General features: G+C 54.9%; 16 protein-coding genes. 12 read left to right on the top strand and 4 right to left on the bottom strand.

Features of this window, described 5'->3' with window-relative positions; translation table 11 throughout:
- Positions 1-99 precede the first annotated feature (99 nt).
- The 4 genes from ACFOSD_RS12855 (at position 100) to ACFOSD_RS12840 (ending at position 5112) form a co-directional block, all read left to right on the top strand.
- Positions 100-1377, top strand: a complete 1278-nt coding sequence (locus ACFOSD_RS12855; protein WP_380697156.1) for an aspartate aminotransferase family protein — start codon at positions 100-102, stop codon at positions 1375-1377.
- Entirely contained in the window at positions 1374-2669 is a 1296-nt protein-coding gene (gene doeA, locus ACFOSD_RS12850; RefSeq protein WP_380697154.1) for an ectoine hydrolase, read from the top strand. Before ACFOSD_RS12855 ends, doeA begins: the two co-directional genes overlap by 4 nt.
- 1 nt (position 2670) lies before the next feature.
- Positions 2671-4032 carry an NAD-dependent succinate-semialdehyde dehydrogenase gene (locus ACFOSD_RS12845; protein ID WP_380697152.1) on the top strand — a complete coding sequence of 454 codons (1362 nt, stop codon included), beginning with the start codon at positions 2671-2673 and terminating at the stop codon, positions 4030-4032.
- A gap of 279 nt (positions 4033-4311) precedes the next feature.
- On the top strand, positions 4312-5112 hold the full coding sequence (locus tag ACFOSD_RS12840; protein ID WP_380697150.1) for a DODA-type extradiol aromatic ring-opening family dioxygenase: 801 nt from the start codon (positions 4312-4314) through the stop codon (positions 5110-5112).
- Positions 5113-5225: 113 nt separating this feature from the next.
- Here the strand turns inward: ACFOSD_RS12840 and ACFOSD_RS12835 are convergent, their stop codons facing one another.
- From ACFOSD_RS12835 to ACFOSD_RS12825, 3 genes are all read right to left on the bottom strand, one after another.
- Positions 5226-6212 carry an NADPH:quinone reductase gene (locus ACFOSD_RS12835; protein WP_380697148.1) on the bottom strand — a complete coding sequence of 329 codons (987 nt, stop codon included), beginning with the start codon at positions 6210-6212 and terminating at the stop codon, positions 5226-5228.
- Between the two features lie 105 nt (positions 6213-6317).
- Entirely contained in the window at positions 6318-6881 is a 564-nt protein-coding gene (locus ACFOSD_RS12830) for a VTT domain-containing protein (protein ID WP_380697146.1), read from the bottom strand.
- The gene (locus ACFOSD_RS12825; RefSeq protein ID WP_380697144.1) at positions 6874-7299 is read right to left on the bottom strand and encodes a hypothetical protein; all 426 of its coding nucleotides are present in this window, start codon (positions 7297-7299) and stop codon (positions 6874-6876) included. The genes ACFOSD_RS12830 and ACFOSD_RS12825 overlap by 8 nt, the downstream gene beginning before the upstream one ends.
- Before the next feature lie 276 nt (positions 7300-7575).
- On the opposite strand from ACFOSD_RS12825, the gene ACFOSD_RS12820 reads away from it, so the two are divergent.
- From ACFOSD_RS12820 to ACFOSD_RS12790, 7 genes are all read left to right on the top strand, one after another.
- The gene (locus tag ACFOSD_RS12820) at positions 7576-9939 is read left to right on the top strand and encodes an efflux RND transporter permease subunit (protein ID WP_380697142.1); all 2364 of its coding nucleotides are present in this window, start codon (positions 7576-7578) and stop codon (positions 9937-9939) included.
- Positions 9939-10769, top strand: coding sequence for an outer membrane lipoprotein-sorting protein (locus tag ACFOSD_RS12815; RefSeq protein WP_380697140.1), 831 nt, complete (start codon positions 9939-9941; stop codon positions 10767-10769). The genes ACFOSD_RS12820 and ACFOSD_RS12815 overlap by 1 nt, the downstream gene beginning before the upstream one ends.
- A complete protein-coding gene (locus ACFOSD_RS12810; protein ID WP_380697138.1) occupies positions 10769-12106 on the top strand; it encodes a hypothetical protein in 1338 nt (445 codons plus the stop codon). The genes ACFOSD_RS12815 and ACFOSD_RS12810 overlap by 1 nt, the downstream gene beginning before the upstream one ends.
- Positions 12107-12170: 64 nt before the next feature.
- Complete coding sequence (locus tag ACFOSD_RS12805) at positions 12171-12851, top strand: TetR/AcrR family transcriptional regulator (RefSeq protein WP_380697136.1); 681 nt, start codon at positions 12171-12173, stop codon at positions 12849-12851.
- 71 nt (positions 12852-12922) lie between these two features.
- Entirely contained in the window at positions 12923-14332 is a 1410-nt protein-coding gene (locus tag ACFOSD_RS12800; protein WP_380697134.1) for an ATP-binding protein, read from the top strand.
- 11 nt (positions 14333-14343) lie between these two features.
- Positions 14344-15051: a response regulator gene (locus ACFOSD_RS12795; RefSeq protein WP_380697132.1), complete on the top strand. Its 708-nt coding sequence runs from the start codon at positions 14344-14346 to the stop codon at positions 15049-15051.
- 160 nt (positions 15052-15211) lie between these two features.
- Entirely contained in the window at positions 15212-15682 is a 471-nt protein-coding gene (locus ACFOSD_RS12790) for a hypothetical protein (RefSeq protein WP_380697130.1), read from the top strand.
- An 83-nt stretch (positions 15683-15765) separates the two neighbouring features.
- On the opposite strand, the gene ACFOSD_RS12785 is transcribed toward ACFOSD_RS12790, so the two are convergent.
- Positions 15766-16473: a helix-turn-helix domain-containing protein gene (locus tag ACFOSD_RS12785; RefSeq protein WP_380697128.1), complete on the bottom strand. Its 708-nt coding sequence runs from the start codon at positions 16471-16473 to the stop codon at positions 15766-15768.
- Positions 16474-16601: 128 nt separating this feature from the next.
- Between ACFOSD_RS12785 and ACFOSD_RS12780 the strand changes: the two genes are divergently transcribed.
- Positions 16602-17132 carry a peroxiredoxin-like family protein gene (locus ACFOSD_RS12780; protein WP_380697126.1) on the top strand — a complete coding sequence of 177 codons (531 nt, stop codon included), beginning with the start codon at positions 16602-16604 and terminating at the stop codon, positions 17130-17132.
- Positions 17133-17136 lie beyond the last annotated feature (4 nt).

Genomic DNA, 17136 nt, shown 5'->3' with positions numbered 1-17136 from the left:
TTCTGCTGCCACGTATTTGGCCAGGGTAGACCCGTAAGGAGCTGTCCTGTGCTGTCATCAAGGTGGATATCCACCTGTCTTAATCGAGGAGGGACTTTTATGAAAGTCTTTGAACAATTGGAATCGGACATCCGCGGTTACTGCCGTTTGTATCCGACCGTCTTTAAATCAGCATCGAATGCCCGGCAAGTGGACGAAGCGGGTAAGAGCTACATCGACTTCTTCGCCGGTGCTGGGGTGCTGAATTTCGGGCACAATAATCTGCTGATGAAAAAAGCCATCATCGAGTTTATTGAAGCGGACGGGGTGGCGCACAGTTTGGATACCTACACCACCGCCAAGCGAGACTTCCTCGAAGCCTTTCACAAAACCATTCTGCAACCCCGTGGCATGAACCACAAAATGCAATTTATGGGGCCAACGGGCACCAATGCCGTGGAAACAGCCTTGAAGCTGGCCCGGAAAGTAACGGGCCGCCGCACGGTGGTCGCGTTCACCCATGGTTTTCATGGTATGACCTTGGGCGCGCTGGCCGCCACCACCAACAGCTACTTCCGTAATGCAGCCGGTGTTCCCCTGGAGCATGTGCGGCACGAGCCCTTTGGCTGCAACAAACCCTGCCAAGGCTGCACCCTAGGCTGTGGAGTCGGTGCGGTTGACCGCTTACGGTCACTGTACGCCGACTCTTCCAGCGGTCTCGAACCACCGGCCGCCTTTTTGGTTGAACCGATTCAAGCCGAAGGTGGCGTCAATGTGGCCAGCAAAGAATGGTTGTTGGCCATTCAGACCCTCGCTCACGACTTGGGTGCATTATTGATCTTCGATGATATCCAGGCGGGCTGTGGTCGTACCGGGCAATATTTCAGCTTTGACGGCATGGGTCTTGACCCCGACATCGTTACCCTCGCCAAAGGCATTGGTGGCTTCGGCACACCACTGGCGATGAATCTGGTGAAGCCAGAGCATGATAAACACTGGTCTCCGGGTGAACATACCGGCACCTTCCGTGGGCAAGGGCTGTCGTTTGTGGCGGGTAAAGTCGGCCTGTCGTACTTCGACAACGACGACCTGATGAACGATGTCAAACGCAAGGGCGCCCAGATGCAAGAGCACCTTGAAGGTTTGGTAGAAACATTCGGTTCGGGCCGATTCCAAGTGCGTGGCAAAGGCATGATGCAAGCCTTGGACTTGGGCGACGGCGCACTGGCAAAACAAGTCGCCGCGAACTGCTTTGAACGCGGCCTGTTATTGGGTGCCTGCGGTACAGGTGGCAAGGTGATCAAGATGATTCCGCCACTGACCATACCCGATGCTGATCTCTCCGAAGGGTTGTCGCTGTTCACCGCAGCACTCCAAGACGCATTGGAGGCCGCATGATTGAACGCGATGATATGACCTTTCCGTTCGCGGAATACAAAAGACGCATCGACGGCTTGCGTGAACGCATGGCAAAACGGTTACTGGACGCGGTGGTTATCACCGATCCGGAAAACTTAATGTACCTTACTGACTATCAAACCACGGGTTATTCGTTCTTTCAGGCGTTGGTCGTGCCATTGGAGGGCGAGCCCTTCATGATCACGCGCAAATTGGAAGAGTCCAACGTGCATGCGCGTACCTGGGTCGAATTGACTCGGCCCTACCCGGATACGGGTGACGCCATTCAGATGTTGGTGCAGTCACTGCGCGAATTTGGTTTGAACGGCAAGCATGTGGGTTATGAGCGGAACAGCTATTTTTTCCCGGCCTATCATCAGGATGCCATTCACACCACCTTCACCGATGGCCGCCTGCTCGACTGCTTCGGCATTGTCGAACAAGGCCGCATCACCAAATCAGCGGTAGAAATCGACATCATGCACAAGGCGGCGCGTGCCACCGAAGCGGGTATGAAAGCCGGTTTTGACGCCACCGTCGCCGGTGCGACCGAAAACGAAATAGGCGCGGCCATCAGCTCGGGTATGTTCCGCGCCGGGGGTGAGCCGCCTGCCGTTATGCCTTATGTCGTCAGTGGGCCGCGCACCATGATCGGGCATGCGACATGGGAAGGTCGTACCGTACAGCCAGGTGAACATGTGTTCTTGGAAGTGGGGGGCTGCTATCGGCGTTACCATACTGCCATGATGCGCACCGTGGTGCTGGGTGATATGACCGATACCTTCTACAAAGCCCAAGAAAAAATGAAGATGGCACTCAATCAGTTGAAAGCCATTATGCGCCCGGGATTGACGGTTTCAGACGCCGACAATCTTGTCCGTGCGATCATCACCGAGAACGATATTGGCGGCAGCCTGATCACCCGGTCGGGCTATTCCATCGGTATCGCCTTTCCGCCCAGTTGGGATGAAGGCTACATCATCAGCCTGAAGCAGGGTGACTCCACCGTATTGGAAGAAGGCATGACCTTCCACATCATTCCGTGGATGTGGGGTGTAGAGGGCAATAAGACCATGGGTATTTCCGATACCCTGTACGTTACGGCCAATGGCTGCAAATCGTTCTTCACGCTGGATGAAGACTTCGTGATCAAACCGGAATACAGCGCCAAACGGGTGGCTAAGGCAGAAAAGAGTGCAGCGACCGATGCGCCAAGCACCCCTGCATCCCCCGCCACCGCGGAAAAAGCCGACCTCAAGGCGGTGCCCAATGCCAAAAGAGGAGGTAAATAAGATGTCGGTTTCTGTGATAAACCCCACCACGGGTGCCACACTCGGCACCAGCCCGGAGCTCAGTGCTCCGGCGCGTGAAGCTATTTTGAATGACGCAGTGGCGGCCTTTCCTGGTTGGAAAGCACTGACCTTTGCGGAACGCGGTGACGTCTTACGTGCCGTCGCCCAACGCATGCGCGACGATGTGGAAACACTGGCGCCGTTGATGACGCTGGAAATGGGCAAGCCGATTAAGGAAGCCCGCGCCGAAGTCTTGAAAGCGGCGCTCTGTGCCGACCACTACGCCGAGCATGCGCAAGCGTATTTGCAAGCCGAAACGCTGCCATCGGATGCCAGTCATTCTTATGTGCAGCATCTGCCCTTGGGTACCGTGTTGGGCATCTTGCCGTGGAATGCCCCGTTTTGGTTGGCATTTCGCTTCTGTGCGCCCGCGTTAATGGCAGGGAATACCTGTGTGATGAAGCACGACCCGCACGTGCCTGCTTGTGCGAAAGCCATTGCCGAATTGTTTGACGCCGTGGGTGCGCCAGCGGGCATCATGCAGAATATGCCGATGGCCAACGCCGATGTCGAAGCGGTCATCCGCGACACGCGCATTCAAGCCGTTTCCCTGACCGGTTCCGAGCGGGCTGGTTCTGCTGTAGCCGCCATTGCTGGCAGTGAAATCAAGCCTGTCGTGCTGGAACTGGGTGGCTCCGATCCCGCTATTGTGCTGGCCGATGCAGACTTGCAAAAAGCAGCGGAAACGCTCGCGTTGTCACGCATCATTAATGCCGGTCAGTCGTGCATTGCCGCCAAACGCATCATTGTCGAAGCCAGCGTCCATGACGAATTCGTCAGCCTGTTGGAGCCTTTGCTGGAAAAGCTCAAACAAGGCGACCCACGCGAAGACACCACGGATGTAGGGCCATTGGCGCGTGAAGACTTGCGGCAAAACCTGCATCGGCAGGTGATGGAGTCGGTTGTGGCAGGCGCAAAATGTCGCCTCGGCGGTGAGTTGCCCAAAGGGCCGGGGTTTTTCTATCCCGTGACCTTATTGACGGATGTCACCAACGACATGACCTGCGCCCGAGAAGAAACCTTTGGCCCGGTCGCCGTGGTGCTGAAGGCGGACGATGAAGCCCACGCCATTCGTATGGCAAATGACAGCTTATATGGCTTGGCTGCTGGCGTATGGACCGAACGTAGCCGGGGCGAGCGCATTGCGCATCAACTGCAGGTAGGGCAGGTCGCCGTTAATGGCATCGTGAAAACCGATCCACGGCTGCCCAGCGGCGGCATCAAACGTTCCGGCTTGGGGCGGGAGTTAGGGCCGCATGGGATAAGGGAGTTTGTGAATCATCAGCAAGTCTGGTTGGGATAACTTTTTCTCAAGCTGGCGTTGTTAAAAAAGCTCTCAAATCGCTCACTGGCTTGCCAGAACGACCATGGGTCGGCCCGAAGGGTGAGCGCAGCGAATACTTACCTAATGTAAGCTCGACTCCTTGAGAGCTTTTTTGCCTAGCCAGCTTATCGCCTCTGTGGTTTATCGACTCTTCAAGGCGCGCCATCAAATAAACTGAACGAAGCGTTGAAAGACCTTCGCTATGGTTTATAGGCCGATCTTCTATAATGACGCAATAGATATTACAGGAGATTGGCCATGACGCGTTTACCCACTTACTTTCTTTCGCACGGCGGCGGCCCTTGGTCGTACATGGATGGCCCCATGCGGGAAAGCTTTGCCGTGCTGGAAGCACAGCTTAAAGCCTTACCCAGCGAATTACCCGAGCGTCCTAAAGCGGTATTGGTGATCACCGGTCACTGGGAGGCCGATCATCTGCGTGTCAGCGCTGCCGAACGCCCCGGTATGGTGTATGACTATTTCGGTTTCCCGGACTACACCTATGACATCGTCTACCCCGCCCCCGGCTCGCCAGCTTTGGCGCACCGCGTAAAAGAACTGCTGGATGCCGCCGGTCAACCTACTGAATTAGACCACGAGATAGGTTTTGATCATGGCACCTTTGTGCCCATGTCCGTCATGTATCCGGAAGCCGATATGCCGGTGGTGATGCTCGCCATGCGCAGCGACTATGACCCAGAAACGCACCTCGACATTGGTCGCGCATTGGCACCGCTACGCGATGAAGGCGTGTTGATTATTGGCAGCGGGTTCAGTTACCACAATTTGCGCTTGATGGGGCCAGCAGGCAAAGCGCCTTCGGAGGCTTTTGATGCGTGGCTGCAAGACAGCGTGGTTAAGGCCTCGCCGGTTGATCGTTCGCAGCGTCTTTTGCAGTGGGAACAAGCCCCGGCAGCGCGTATTGCACACGCGCGGGAAGACCATTTGGTGCCGTTGTTTGTAGCTGTCGGCGCAGCAGAGGACGAAGCCGCTGAGTGTGTGTACCACGAAAAAGACTGGCGAGGCGGGATTACCGCGTCCAGCTTTCGCTTTGGCTAGTCTACCGTAGGAGCGCAGCCCCCTGCGCGAATGTTCGGCCAGAGGGCTGGCCTCCTGCTGTAAATGGCTCGCGCAGAGGGCTGCGCTCCTACGGTAAAAACGCTCGTTCTTACCTAGCCGACGGTAATAACCAAGTTCCCCAGCGCACCAGGCTTCAACACATCCAAGTGCGCTTGTGGCAGTTCGGTTAACGCATATTCTTTGCGTACCACCGGTTTCAGCAAGCCTGCGGCGAATAACGGATACATCGCCTTGGCGGTTTGTTGGTGGTCGGCTGGCGTCATGTTCATCACCGCCATACCCATCACCTGCGCATCACGCGCCATCAAATCCCGTGGGTTGATTTCCACTGTGCCACGGTTACCCACCACCACCACGCGGCCTTGACGCGCCAACGCTTTCAAGTCGATATCCAGGTTCACGTTAGCGAGCATCTCAATAATGATGTTAAAGCCGCTGTCGAACGAAGAATACGAGTCTAAATGGCCTTCGGCATCATGACGAATAATCATGTCCGCACCCTGTTTTTCCAGCAACTTAGCACCCTCATCGGTGCCTGCACTGGCCACCACGGTCAAGCCCGCAGCTTTAGCGAGCTGCACACAGGCAATGCCCACCGCACCGGTTGCCCCATGAATCAGCACCTTTTCACCCGCTTTTGCCTGCGCACGGCCAAACAACGCACGGTGAGCTGTGGTGTATGGCACCCCAATTCCCGCACCTTCGGCGAAGCTCACGGCATCGGCCAGCGGAAAGCAGTTGCTCGGTTCACACAGGGCGAATTCGGCTGCTGATCCCGTTAAGTTGCGGTTGAAATACACCCGATCACCGACCGCAAACCCCACCACGTTTTTACCCACTGCAGCCACTTCACCCGCGCCGTCCATACCCGGCGTATGCGGAAATTTGGCAGAATAGTTGTTGATCCCGGCACGAATGTAGGTATCGACCGGATTGACGCCAGCGGCCTTAACCGCGATCAGCAATTGGTCATCGTTGGGGGTGGGTTGGTCCACTGTTTCGAGGTTCAAAACATCAACATCACCGTGTTCATGGCTGCGCATGGCTTTCATCAAATTCACCTTTTGTTTTTTTAACATAAGAAAACGCTGAGCAGTATAGACGACTCGACGGCAAGGCGCATGCAACGCTCTGTACTGGTTCTGGGCGAAGGAGCGCGAAATGTAGGCCTTGCGTGCAGTGCACTAGGCCAACAGCAGCGCCAATACCGAAGCGCCACCAAACACATAGGCTGCGTTTAGCACAGCCTCACCCGTCATGACACCACCCAGAATGACCCGTTTTTGGAAACGTAACAAGGTCGCCAGGTAGACGATTAAATCGGTGGGGACCAGGGGAAAAAAGCTCCAGCTTACAATGATGGGGAGACCGTGTTGGCGCAGCCGTCGCTCCATGCGCGCATACCGTTGCGTACGTAAACGCTCTAGGCGCTGACCAAAATTCAAATGATTAATGGCTAAGATAACAATCAATGAAGACATAAAAATGCCTACCATGTTCATCCAATAAGCGGTCCACGGCGGAAAGAGTACGATGCCAACAAACAGCAGGGGTGTGCTAGGCATGAGCGTAAGGCCACGAATGGCCAACAGCAGAATATAGCCGATGGTGACTTCGGCTAAATTTTCTTCGGCGAGGGTTTGCACGCGTGACAACGTGGCATCAAGGTCGTTCGCAAATACGGTGAAGTGAATCGTCAATCCGGAAGCAATCAGGAGAAGCCAAAGCGCCATGAGGACCTTACGCATGGCCGTCATCCTCGACACAGTAATTATGCTCGAACACCACAGCAAAGTGACGCCACCGGTGGAGTGCAATGTAGGTTTTGCGGCATTCGGTCGGGTAATCCCACACCAGCACGCCGTTGAACAAGAGGTTGTTTTTCCGTTGTTGCTGGTCGTTCTGTGCTTCCGCCCATGCCGCAATAGCCGCACCATCACTGACGTGGGGAACGCCCAACTGTGTGGCAAGTTGCTGCCGCGAATAGATGGCTAACGATGCTTCCTTGTTGGGTTCCTTGATAGCAGCCACAACCGCTGGCCCGTAGGTACGCAAAAGAGAAGGCGAGGAGAACACCAAAACCCCGGACACCAAAGCAAGTACGCAGAGTGCGGCAATGGAGTAGCAGAGGGAGCGCCAAAGGCGACGGGTTCTAAGGCGAGCCATAAACATCTCAGATAAAAAAGAAGCAGAGACTATAGAAGAAATTCACTTCGACACAAAGTGTTGTGTGGCGGTTTCCTCCAACGGTATACGAATAAAAAGTACCTATTTCCACATCGGCTTTCTCCCGATTTCCGGCTCAAGTGGCTATTTTTTGAAAAATATTTACGGTGTTATCTTTACATCATAAAGTTTACGGTGTTAACTAAGCGGGCTTGCAAAGTAAGCACTGTAAACATAAGTGATGCCACTAACACTGAACTGCTGAGGAGAACAGCCGTGAAATCATTCATTCAATTGTGGGCCAGGTCGGTGATCGCCGGCCGCTGGCTTGTGCTGGGTGCGGTCGCGATCGCCATGGCACTGGCCATTCCACCCATGAGTAACCTGTATTACGACAATTCCAATGAGCGTTTTTTCCTCAATGGTGACCCGAATTTAGCGACCTTCAATGATTTGTTGGAACGCTTTGGTGATGTGGAGTACCTGTCGGTGGGGGTCGTTGCTCCGGAAAATGCGGAGGACTTATTCAACCCTGAAAGCCTGCAAGTCATCGCGGAGCTAACGGAGTTTTTGGAAAACCGGCCTGAAGTCACGCAGGTGCGTTCCTTGACCAAATATCAGTACACGCATTCCGGCGGCGGCATGATGGCCACGGATGATGTGTTTGAAGACATCACAGACCCCGTTTATATCGCCGAAGCGCGTGACATTATGCGCGGTGAGGAAATGGCGCTGGGTAGCCTGATCACGGAAGACTTCCGCCACACCCGCATTGCGGCACGTACGCAATACGAAGTCGGTGAGAGTGTATTGAAGATGTCGTTAATGGTAGCGTTGCGTGACTTTGTCACCGAGCAGCAGTTCGCGGAACGTGGTTACCCGCTGTATCTCAGTGGTCAGCCGGTATTTACCGAGCAGTTTGAAACGCTGTCCAAACGGGATCAAGCCTGGTTAAACCCCACCATGGCGGTGGTGATGATCATCATTCTGTTCATCAGTTTTCGCTCCCTAACCGGTACGTTAGTCCCTTGGGTGTTGATCGGCAGCGCCATCACCTTAGTCACCGGAATACAGGGCCTGATGCGTTGGCCGCATTCGGTGGTGGAGTCGGCGCTAATTCCCGCCTTAATCATCATCGGCGTAGGGGTGTCGGTGCATGTGCTGGTGGAATTTTATCGCTTCCGCGCCGAAGGCCAGAGCCCGCAAGCGGCCGCACAGGCCACCATCGAACACCTGTGGATTCCGGCTTTTTATACTGCGTTTACCACGGCGGCTGGCTTTATGGCGTTGAGTGTTACGCAACTTTTGCCGGTGCGGCAGTTCGCGTGGTTGGGTGCCATCGGGGCGATGATGTTGTTTCTGCTCGCCATGACGCTCTTGCCCGCTGTGTTGAGCTTTATTGCAGCGTTTTCTGATCGCACCCGGCACAGCGTTAGCACGGGCATTGTGGCGCGCATAACCGAGGCTGTACCGGCGTTTACCTATCGCTATAAGCGCGGCCTGACGTTGTTGGGTGCGGCCTTGTTGGCGGTCAGCTTGGCGTTAATTCCCCGCATTGAGGTGGATTCCAACTTTATTACCTACTTCAAGCAGAGTAACCCCACGCGGGCGGACTTGGTGTATTTCGACGACCAGTACAACGGCATTCAGAACATTGATGTGATGATCGACAGTGGCGAGCCGGGTGGTATCCATAACCCGCAGTTCTTATTGCGCGTTGCGCTGTTGCAGGAATGGCTAGAGGCACAGCCGGAAACCGGGCAGGTAAATTCACTGATCGACTTCCATAAAAGCATTAATCAAGCGCTGAATTTTGACGATCCCGCGTACTTGCGCTTGCCCGATACGCGTGAAATGGCGGCGCAGTTTCTGTTGTTGTACGACAACAGCGGCAGCGATGAAGATCTGACCGATGTAAAGGATTTCGATGAACGCTGGCTGCGCATCAGTGTGCCCATTCGCAACATGAAAGCCTCAGAAACCACCGCCTTTTTGCAGCGCATGAACGGCCATGTGGCGCGCAATTTTCCAGACCTGACGATCGAAACCAGCGGCAGCTTGGTGATGTACAACGCGCAGGATATGTACATCAATCAGGGCATGTTCCAGTCATTTCTGGTGGCGCTGGCCATTATTGGGGTGAGTTTTATCGTACTCTTCCGTTCGGTGAAATATGGCCTGATCGCCTTGGTACCGAGCATTGTGCCCATTTTAATTACGGGGGCTTTGTTGGTGGTTCTGGGTATTCCCTTGAATCTGGGCACCATGGTGGTGGGCGCGATGACCATGGGTATCGCCGTCGATGACGCCATCCACATGATGAACCGCTATCTCATTGGCAAGCGTGCTGGCATGAATGCCTATGATGCCATCACCCATGCGGCGAATCAGGCTGGTCGTGCGGTGGTGTTCACTTCCATCATCTTGGTACTGGGCTTCAGCGTCATGCTGATGGGTTCATTCATTCCTTACATTTATGTCGGTTTGTTCGCCGCCAGCATCATGTCCTTAGCTTTATTGGGCGACCTGATCTTCCTGCCTGCCATTCTGCACTGGGTTGATGGCCGCGCCGAAGAACAGGCTGATCCTTCCACCAATCAAACCATAGTTTCTGTTTCCCCCAATGGAGGTACTGTTTAATGTTGATGTTCAAATCCAAGACAATGTCATTGGCACTGGGTGGTCTTTTGCTGGCAGCCGGTATGGTTGCGGGTGGCACACAAGCCCAAACCCTGACCGCGCAAGAGATTATGGAAAGGGTAGATACACGCTATACCGGCGATTCATCGGTATCCAGGGCGCAATTGATTTTGGTTGACCGCAACAACCGCGAACGGGTGCGTGACCTCCGTTTGTTAACCTTAGAAGAAGAGGGCGTCACCAAGGGCGTTACCTTCTTTCTCTCACCGACCGATGTCGCCGGAACCGCGTATTTAAGTTACGACTACGACGCCAGCGACGATGAGGCCTGGTTGTACTTACCCGCCCTGAAACAAGTCCGGCGGGTTGCTGCAGGCGATCGTTCCGGCTCCTTTATGGGCAGCGATTTCACCTATTCCGATCTCAACGGTACAACCCTTGAGTGGTACGACTACCGACTGTTAAGCGACAGCGAAGTGGTGGATGGTGCGCCTGCCTGGTTGATTGAATCGACCCCGAAGCCGGAATTTCGTGATCGGGTACTGGCAGAAACCGGCTATGAGCGTTCACATTTATGGATTCGTCAAGACAACTTTGTGCAAGTTCAAGGGCAAATTTGGGTCGCTCGTGGCGGGCGGGTGAAGTATTTCTCAGCGCGCGACCTGGAAGAAATTGACGGTATTTGGACCGCCAAGCGCATTCAGATGATTACCACGAGAAATGGCAACCGTGAGCACGCCAGTGTGTTTCAGATCCATGACGTACGCTACAACGAACACAATGATCCTGCACTGTTTACCACGCAAGCCATGCAGCAAGGAGCCAATTAATGAAACGTATTGGGCTCGTGCCTTTGGTCATGGCGTTCGCCATGCCGGGGCAGGCGAATGACTTCTTCGGTGATGTGGATACCACGGCCAGTGCGCCTGTGGCTCCATCTGGACCGGTGCAATTTCTCGGCTGGGCACAGCACAAAACAGCCTTCGGGTATCGAGCGCCAGCGTCGGGATTCAGCCGCGATGAAGCAGCATTGACCCGTTTTGAATCAACACTCTATGGTCAGGTGACCGGGCGCTGGGGTGATGTTTCGGTGCGTGCAGCGGGGTCACTTGCGCACGACTGGTTGCCTGATGTTGCCGATGCCGGGCTGTGGTCCGCTTACGAATTCACCACGGCACAGGCTAATGCGCGGCGTTGGCAGGGGTTTTGGGATGATAGCTATGTACGCTGGCAACCCGGTGATCTGTGGCTCACGGCCGGGTATCAAACCTTTGCATGGGGTGAAGCCGAGAGCCTGACCGTGACCGATGTGTTGGCACCACGAGATCAGCGCTGGCCGGGTCAGGCCGATCTGGAAACGGTTCGGTTACCGGTTCCGGCACTGCATATGACCTGGCGAGATGCACTGGAACTGGTGGTGTTGGACGCTACCGCAGCAGACCGTTTGGCAGGACCTTTCGACGAATTTGATGCCTTGGCAGAATTGCGCGCCAGCGGCGCCAGTCTATCCACTCAAACACCGAGTCAACGGGTTGGTTTGGCCGCCCGATGGCAACAGCGCTGGTCGGGGTTGGATGTGCAAGTGATGGCTGCCAGCCTGAATGCGTACACACCCACTGTGCGTAGCGTGACTTTTGGCGGTAGTGGTCCTGAGCAAGTCGTTCTGCGGCCTGAAGCGCTCACTGTTGTCGGTGCCGGTGCGCAATGGGTGCTTGGATCCTGGTTATGGCGTACGGAACAAGCCTGGCATCAAGGTGTTCATTTGCCCACTGAACAAGCCTTGGCACCGTGGGAATCGGTAGACGAATGGCGCAGTATGGTGGGTGCTGAATACAGCGGGTGGTCGAATTTAACCGTGTCAGCAGAACTCGGAACAATGCGTATCACTCGCAACGGTGCGGCTGTCGATGCCGATGCGTGGCGCTGGTCACAGTCGCTGCGTACGCGCTGGACGGGCTGGAACGAGCGGCTAACCCTGACCGCCCAAACGGTCAATCTGCCCGGTAATGATGGGCTGTTGGGGCGACTGGACGCGGAATGGAAGCCCAGCGATCCGCTCACGGTCGGGGTCAGTCTGGTCGAGTACCATGCGTGGGACGAGGAACAGATGCTGCACCCGGCGCGGCACAACGATGCGATAACGCTAAACCTGCGTCTGGGGTTTTAAGGTCATTAGCCACCGCGTATCGTAGTCTGCTAAACTAAAGCGGTTTCCAGCAGTGAGAAGTTGTATGACCCAGCCGAAGAAATCCGCCTATCATCATGGCAATCTTAAAGCCGCCTTAATTGACGCGGGTTTTAAAGCGCTGGAAACCGGATCGTTAGAAGAACTCAGTTTGCGTGCCTTAGCGAAAGCGGTGGGTGTGACGCCCACCGCTGCCTATAACCACTTCGCCGATAAAATGGCCTTGATGGTAGAAATGAAAACGGAAGGTTTTCAGCGCTTCGATGCGGCCTTGCATGAAAGTCTGAGCGCGGCGGATCCCGCCAGCCCGGAAGGCAAGGTGCGGGCTATGGCTCGGGCCTATTTGCATTTCGCCTTTACCCACCCCGGTATTTTTAACCTGATCTTTTTCTGGACGCCGGAACCGGAATATTTTACCAATGACCTAATGCAGGCCGCAGGCTGTGCCGAGCGTCATTTGCAAAACACCATGTCGGAAATGTTTGCCCAAGAAGGTTTTGAGCTGACCGAATACCAGCAGGCTGTAGCCTCGTTCAGTGCATGGTCGTTGGTGCACGGTGTTACCTTGTTGCTGCGCACTGGCGTAGTGGATGCCGTGACCCATTGTGGTAACTGGCCAACGCAGTTTTCCTCGGCAAATCGGGAAGAACAGGCACGTATCTTGGAGCATGTTTTTACGATCGAGCTGGAAGGCTTGAAACACACACTCAGTAAGTTCCAACCTTAACGTTCTGCACATTGCGTGCACATTCATGCCTTATTATAGGGTGTTGTCACGGCCTCAAAGTCTCTTAATCGATGAAAATTCGCCTCCGTTACAAGTTGTTTGCTGTCATATTACTCGCCAATACGCTGTTGAGTCTGGCGATTGTAGGGGCGAACACACGGGTCTTTAATGTCGGCTTTTCACGTTATGTTGAAGCATCACAGCGCCAGCGTTTAGAACCCTTGGCCGAGTTGCTGGCGGAGGAATACGCACAACAAGGTAACTGGGACTGGTTGACGATGACGGACGCGCGGCAATGGCTGCGCTGGCAGCAACCGCTGATGATGCCGCGTCGGGACGGCCGCCCTGCACCGTCATCGCGCAATGCCATTATCCTTTTACAAGTCCGTGATGCTGAAGACCAACGCCTGCTGGGCAGCCCGGCACCCGCCAACACGATGAGTTGGATACCCATTGTGAGTGACGGGGTAACCGTAGGCAGCCTGGGATTTCCCAATCAACAGCGGTTGATGTCTGAACTCGATGGCGTATTTGCCGATCAACACCGCCGCCAAACCCGCTGGGTTGGACTGGTGGCATTGATGTTGGCCGCGGCGATCAGTATTCCAGCGGCGGCGATGGTATTACGCCCGGTAACGCGCCTGAAACAAGCCACTCATGCGTTGACCCAAGGCGACTACAACGTTCAATTGCCGGTACGAGGTTCGGATGAACTGGCCGATTTGGCACATGATTTTAATCGGTTGGCCAACGTGCTGCAGCATAACCTGCAAGCACGACAACAATGGATTGCCGACATATCGCATGAACTGCGCACGCCCATTGCCGTTCTAAAAAGCGAGTTGGAAGCCTTGCAAGACGGCATTCGACCCTTGGATGCAGACGCCGTTACGTCCTTGCAACAAGAGATTGCGCGCTTGAACGACTTGGTCAATGACCTGCACCAATTGTCGCTTTCTGACGTGGGCGCTTTGAGTTACCGCTTTACATCGTTGGACCTGATTGCTCATTTGCGCGCCATGTTGGCGCAACACAGTACCAGCTTGGTTCAGCATCATGTGCAGTTATTGGACGAGTTGCCCACCACGCCCGTGTTGATTCAGGGTGATGCGCAACGTTTAACCCAGCTCTGGACCAATTTGTTGTCGAACAGCGTGAAGTACACCACCGCCAGTGCTGAGCGGCCGGGATATTTGCGCCTGCGTCTTAACCAAACAGCCGATGCGGTCATCCTCGAATGGAGTGATTCGTCACCTGGCGTGCCAGAAGAAGAGTTGGCCAAGATTTTTGACCGCCTTTATCGGGTCGACGCATCCCGCAACCGGGAATCCGGTGGTTCGGGTTTGGGCTTGGCGATTGTGCACAGCGTGGTGCAGGCGCATGGCGGCTCGGTGACAGCCAAGACGTCTAACCTTGGCGGTTTGAGTGTTTGTATCCGCCTGCCGCGCCTCGATGCGGGCAAAGCTGCGGCGGCAGAATAAGGAACTTAACGATGGCGCATATATTGATTGTGGAAGATGAGCCCAAGCTGGCGCAGGTTTTAAGTGACTATTTGCGGCGTGATGGTTTCGATACCCACATCTGTGGCGACGGAGCGGACGTCATGCCATGGTTGGCGGAACACGCAACGGACTTGGTCATTCTGGACTTAATGTTGCCGAACATTGATGGTATGACGTTGTGTCGACAAATTCGCCAACAGCATCAACCACACAGCCGCACGCTTCACCAAACGCCCATCATCATGACCACGGCGCGGGTAGAAGAAATAGACCGCTTGTTGGGCTTGGAACTGGGCGCTGACGACTATGTCTGTAAGCCCTACAGCCCACGCGAAATCGTAGCGCGCGTTAAAGCCGTGCTGCGCCGCACGGCCCTGACGGCAGAAGTGTCTACGGCTCCATTTTCGCTCGATTTGGTGGTTGAGCCTAATCATAACCTGTTGCGCGTGGGCGAGCGGCGCGTGGAATTGACAGCGGTAGAAATGCGCTTGCTGCAAGTGATGGTGGGGTCACCCGGACGTATTTTCACCCGCGAACAACTGATGGACCAAGCCTATCCCGACCGGCGCCTAGTCAATGATCGTACCATTGATAGCCATATCAAGAACCTGCGACGGAAACTGAACGCACTGAATGCTGAGCATCAGTACGTGCGTTCGGTGTATGGCGCGGGATACAAGTACGAGCCCACGCCATAAGGCCGTTAAGCGCCCTGCGAGCGCAGGGTGTGTAAAAGTGGTGTCATGCACATTCCCTCCATATTCTCTGCGCTTTTAGCGTTGATGATGTCCTCATCGTCATCGTGCGTTCCACACCGGAATGACCTTCGGCGACCTTTCAATGACTAGGAGCGTTATCATGAAGACAACACGTTATGCAAAATCTCTATTGGCTGCCACGCTGGGCTTATTCATGGCCATTGGTTCATCCCAGGCCATGGCGCACGATGGACAACGAGATGGCCAGCGCCACGGACAACGCGGTGGCATGTCCATGAGCTATATTGCCGATCAATTGGATATTACGGAAGAACAGCAAGTACAAGCGCATGAGATCATCCGCCGCATCATGACTGAACAACGCGATGCTATGCGGACTGAAATGAAGGAAACGCCGCGCGCCGAGCGCACGCGTCCTAGCGCCGAAGAAATCACGGCACGTCGCGCGCAGATCAATACCCTGTTGGCCGACGAATTAGGAACGGTATTGCGCCCCGAGCAAATTGAAGGGTTATTGACCTACATGAACGCCCACATGCCTTCGCCTGGCCGAGACGGGCACATGCGTGGTGGACGCATGGGCGGTGGCCATCATGGCGCTGAAATTTAGCAGACCCTGCTTGAAGAACTAATGTTTGAGATTCATCCCGTTTGCCGCCCACCGGGCGGCTTTTTTCAAGAGAAAGCCACGGTCTATGCCAAAACAGGCTGCGCCTTATGATGCTTAGGTGCGCAGCCAAAATGCTGGCGATAGGCCCGGGTCAGTGCCGTTGGTCCTGAATAACCGGCATGACGCGCCGCGGCCGCGACACTGCTGCCCTGATTGAGCAGACGCTGTGCCGTGTGCAGCTTCCAATGCGCGATATAGCTGCCCGGTGGCTCACCGATGACGCGCCGAAAATGCTCAATAAATGACGAACGTGACATCGCCGCATGGTCAGCCAGCCGTTCAACGGTCCAACCTTGCTCTGGATGATCGTGCAGTGCCACCAAGGCGCGCGCAATCTGCGGGTGCGCCAAACCGGCCAGCAAACCGTCCGGTGCCTGTTGTTGCTCCAAAACCGTGCGCAATAACTGAATCAGTATTACCTCCGTCAGATGTTGTAGCATCATGCCCCCGCCACACCGCGAGCTGTTCAACTCGGTCGACAATAGCCCAACCAGCGCGGACAGATCAGGATTCTCGGCCCATGACATGCGAAGATTATCGGTTAGGGCATAGGCCAACGGTGCATGCGGGTGTTGAAAGAGAATGGCCAGCGACTGCTCATCTGGCCGGGCCCGTTGTCGCCAGTAGATCGTTTTCGCGTGATGATCCAAGATCAGAAAGCCCGCTGCTTTGGCCGGGTCATGGGTAATGAGTGGCAGTGATAAACGTAACAGCGTCGTCAGACGATCCATAAAGTCACCGATTCAAACGAAAGGTTAGGTAATAAGAACATAATAGATCGATAAGTTCACTATGATTCTGAGCATGATCCTGCACCTAGGGTGTTTGATCTTCCATCATCTATTTGGAGAAACGACAGATGAGCTTAATACCACGCCAACCCGTTCCCGCTTTACAGGTGCCACTCTTTGGCCATGAGTCCTTTGATCTTGCGCATGAAACGGCCGAGAACTTTACGTTATTGGTGTTTTATCGCGGTCATCATTGCCCAATTTGCATGAGCTATCTTCGGTCGCTGAATGAATTGCATGATGAGTTCACAGCGCGCGGCGTGTCTGTTCTGGCCTTGAGCAGTGACTCGGCAGAGCGTGCGCAAGCGACGCACGACAAGTTAAAACTTGGGGCGTTACGGTTGGGCTATGGTTTAACGGCTGACGCAGCACGGCAATGGGGCTTATTCCGTTCGGCGGGTAAAGGCAAAACCTCCATTGGCATTGAGGAACCCGCCGAGTTCTCCGAGCCTGGCTTGTTTCTCGTCCGTCCAGATGGCACCTTGTATTTCAGCACCGTACAAACCATGCCGTTCAGTCGCCCGGATTTTCCCGCATTGTTGAAAACCATCGACTTCGTATTGGAGAAGGACTATCCGGCGCGTGGTGAGTTGCAGTAGCTGC

Origin of the sequence: Salinispirillum marinum, assembly GCF_042650105.1 — a bacterium.
Taxonomy (GTDB): domain Bacteria; phylum Pseudomonadota; class Gammaproteobacteria; order Pseudomonadales; family Natronospirillaceae; genus Salinispirillum; species Salinispirillum marinum.
Note: the sequence above shows the minus strand (reverse complement) of the source record. Positions and strands in the feature narration are given on the sequence as shown.